Annotated in this window: 3 protein-coding genes; all 3 read left to right on the forward strand. The window is 68.7% G+C overall.

Annotated elements, in window-relative coordinates:
• The first annotated feature begins 172 nt into the window (after positions 1-172).
• Genes NS184_RS15795 through NS184_RS15805 form a run of 3 tightly spaced genes read left to right on the forward strand, consistent with a single transcriptional unit; the run spans position 173 to position 3,320 of the window.
• Positions 173-1,531, forward strand: a complete 1,359-nt coding sequence (locus tag NS184_RS15795) for an extracellular solute-binding protein (RefSeq protein WP_083513767.1) — start codon at positions 173-175, stop codon at positions 1,529-1,531.
• Between the two features lie 11 nt (positions 1,532-1,542).
• A complete protein-coding gene (locus tag NS184_RS15800; RefSeq protein WP_083513768.1) occupies positions 1,543-2,499 on the forward strand; it encodes a carbohydrate ABC transporter permease in 957 nt (318 codons plus the stop codon).
• Entirely contained in the window at positions 2,496-3,320 is an 825-nt protein-coding gene (locus NS184_RS15805; protein WP_058727051.1) for a carbohydrate ABC transporter permease, read from the forward strand. The genes NS184_RS15800 and NS184_RS15805 overlap by 4 nt, the downstream gene beginning before the upstream one ends.
• The last annotated feature ends 88 nt before the right edge of the window (positions 3,321-3,408 follow it).

Below are 3,408 nucleotides of genomic sequence, written 5' to 3' on the forward strand. Positions count from 1 at the left end.
CGCAGGGCTGAGACTCCCGACCAGCGTAGGGCGTTGGCGGGCGGCTCTGCCCCGGACGACGACTGGTCGTTCCTTGACGCCGTCGCCCGCACCGACGCCCTAACCGCCCGCTCCCCCACCCGGAGCGCCCCTCCCACCCGAAGCGCCCCTCCCACCCGAAGAACGGACCACCATGAAGCACTCCAGCAAGGCGACGCTCCTCCTCGGCGTCGCGGCGGCCGTGGCCATCGGCCTGACCGGTTGCACCCCGGGCGGGTCGGCAGCGCCGGCCGCGTCCCAGAGCCTCGGCCCGGTGTCGAAGGACGTCGGGTCGGGCAAGACCACGCTCACCGTGTGGGACCAGAACACCGACACCGGCATCAACGACGCGCAGCAGGAACTCAACGACGAGTTCGAGAAGGCGCACCCGAACATCACGATCAAGCGGGTGTCCCGGTCGTTCGCCGACCTCAAGACGACGCTCAAGCTCGCGCTGTCGGGCAACACCCCGCCCGACGTCGTGCAGGCGAACCAGGGGTACCCGGACATGGGGGCGTTCGTGAAGGCCGGCTTCCTCCGGCCGGTGGACGACTACGCGAAGCTGTACGGCTGGGACGACTACTACCCGTCGAGCCTCCTGAAGCTCAACTCGTTCTCCTCGGACGGGAAGACCTGGCAGGGCGACGACCTCTACGGCGTCTCGCAGACCGGTGAACTGGTCGGGCTGTACTACAACAAGGCGGTCCTGCGGAAGGCCGGCATCGACAGCCCGCCGAAGACCGTCGCCGAGCTGACCGAGGACATGCAGAAGGTCAAGGCGGCGGGCACGCTGCCGCTCAGCTACGGCGACGTCGAGAAGAGCCCAGGGATCCACCTCTACGGGCTCGTGCTCTCAGCGCTCGCGGGCCACGACGCGGTGAACGACCTCGTCGCAGGCAAGTCCGGCAGCTGGACCGGCGACGACGAGGTGCAGGCCGCGAAGACGATCTCCGACTGGGTGGACAAGGGCTACGTCACCGAGGGTGCGAACGGTGTCTCGCGTGACGACGCCGTCGCCGCGTTCGGGAAGGGCCGGTCGGCGTTCCTCATCACCGGCACCTGGTACCAGGCCACGCTCGAGGCGGCGTCCTCCGCGAAGGACATCGGCTTCACCGCCCTCACCCCGGACGGCGCCAGCGGTCCGGTGACGATGGGTGGTGAGGGGCTCGCCTGGGCGATCACGTCGAAGACCGGGAACGCGAACGCCGCCGCGGCGTACATCGACTTCGTCACGAACAAGGACGCCGCGAAGGTGCTCGTGGACAAGGGCAACCTGCCGACCGTGGTCCCCGAGGGCGACGAGCCGGCCTCGGGCACGATCGCGGGCGACATCACGAGCAACTACGAGTCGATCTCGTCGTCGAACAGCATCACGCCGTACCTCGACTACGCCACCCCGACCTTCTACGACACCATCACGGCGGCGATGCAGGACCTCGTCGCGGGCAAGGCGACCCCGGAGCAGTACACGAAGACGCTCCAGGACGACTACGCCGGCTTCGTGAAGCAGTAGGCAGGAGCACCGTGACCCAGTTCACCGGAACCACGGCGGGCGCTGCCGATCGCAGCGCCCGCCGTGGCGGGACCCGTCAGGCCACCGGCGGCGTCCGCAAGCGGCGGCGGAGCCTCGTCGCCTACCTCTACGTCCTCCCGGCCTTCGTCGTGTTCGCGGTCTTCCTCGGCGTGCCGTTCCTGCAGAGCGTGCAGTACTCGTTCTACGACTGGGACGGCCTGTCCGTGGCGACGTGGGCCGGGTTCGCGAACTACGCCAGCGTGTTCACCGACGCGCAGCTCCGGGCGTCGTTCGGGCACGCGCTCGTCCTCATGGTCTTCTACGCCGCCGTCCCCGTCGCGTTGGCGCTGTTCCTCACCGCGCTCATCTCACGAGCGAACCGGCTCCGGGGCATGTCGTTCTTCCGGACGGTGCTGTTCCTCCCCCAGGTGATCGCGTCCGTCGTCGTCGCGACGATCTGGGTGTCGATCTACTCGGCCGACGGGCTCCTCAACGACGCACTGCGACTGGTCGGCCTCGGGCAGTTCGCGCAGGTGTGGCTCGGCGGGTACGACACCGCCCTGCCTGCGATCGGCTTCGTCGGCACGTGGCTGAACGTCGGCCTCTGCCTCGTGCTGTTCCTGTCCGGGGTGGGCAACATCCACCCGAGCCTGTTCGAGGCCGCTCGGATCGACGGCGCCGGCGCAGCCCGGGAGTTCCTCTCCATCACCCTGCCCTCGCTCCGCGGGCAGATCGCCGCGGCGCTCACCCTGACGGTGGTGTCCGCCCTGAAGACCTTCGACCTCGTGTACGTGACGACGAGCGGCGGCCCCGGGAACTCAACGTCGGTGCCCGCGTTCGAGGCCTACAACCGGGCGTTCCAGACCGGGCAGGTCGGGTCCGCCGCAGCCGTCGCCGTGTCGCTCACCGTCGTCATCATGATCGTCACGGCACTCATCAGCCGTCTCCAGCCGAAGGACGTCGCATGAGGCTCTCCCTCCGCGAGAAGACCGTCGACTACGTCATCCTGTCGCTCTTCGCCCTGTTCGCGATCATCCCGCTCGTCGGCGTGCTGCTCTCCTCCGTCACCCCGTCGGCCCAGAACTCCGGTGGCTTCACCGTGCCGACGACGATCGACCTCGGCAACTTCGGCGCCGCGTGGAACCAGGGCCACTTCGCGTCCTACATGCTCTCGAGCGTCCTCGTGACCGTGTCGGTCGTCGTGCTCACCGCGGTCCTCGCCGTGTTCGCCGGGTTCGCCTTCGCCCGCCTCGACTTCTTCGGCTCGAACGTCATCTTCTTCGTGATGCTCGCCGGCCTCATGCTCCCCGCCGAGGCCTTCATCATCCCGCTGTACTTCAACCTCCGGTCCGTCGGCCTCACCGACACCTACACGAGCCTGATCCTCCCGCAGACCGCGCAGTCCCTGGCGTTCGGCATCTTCTGGATGCGCAACCAGTTCCGCAGCTTCCCCGGCGAGGTCATCGAGGCAGCCCGCCTCGACGGTGCCCGCGACGTCCGACTGCTCTGGCAGGTCATCGTGCCGTCGTCGATCGCGCCGATCATGACCATGGCACTCCTCATCACGATGTGGACCTGGAACGAGTTCCTCCTCCCCCTCGTCCTCATCACGAGCGAGGACCACCGCACCGCGCCGCTCGGCCTCGCCTTCTTCAAGGGCGCGCACCTCACCGACTTTTCGCTGTTGTCCGCCGCAGGGGTGATCGTGGCCCTGCCGATCGTGCTGCTCTACTTCTTCCTGCAGAAGCGCTTCATCTCGGGGATGCTCGGCGGCATCGCCGACCGCTGAGCAGCTGGCCCGCGCCCGCCGCGGGCTGCGCGTCAGGACGTGCCGACCACCGGACGGGAGGCACGGTGCGGGCCCGCACCGTGCCTCC

It is taken from the genome of Curtobacterium luteum (assembly GCF_001475545.1).
In the GTDB taxonomy this organism is placed as follows: domain Bacteria; phylum Actinomycetota; class Actinomycetes; order Actinomycetales; family Microbacteriaceae; genus Curtobacterium; species Curtobacterium luteum_A.

What these genes read in the sequence shown, in the direction of transcription:
- NS184_RS15795 (WP_083513767.1), top strand. Translation starts at nt 173, where the DNA reads ATGAAGCACTCCAGCAAGGCGACGCTCCTCCTCGGCGTCGCGGCGGCC.
- NS184_RS15805 (WP_058727051.1), top strand. Translation starts at nt 2,496, where the DNA reads ATGAGGCTCTCCCTCCGCGAGAAGACCGTCGACTACGTCATCCTGTCG.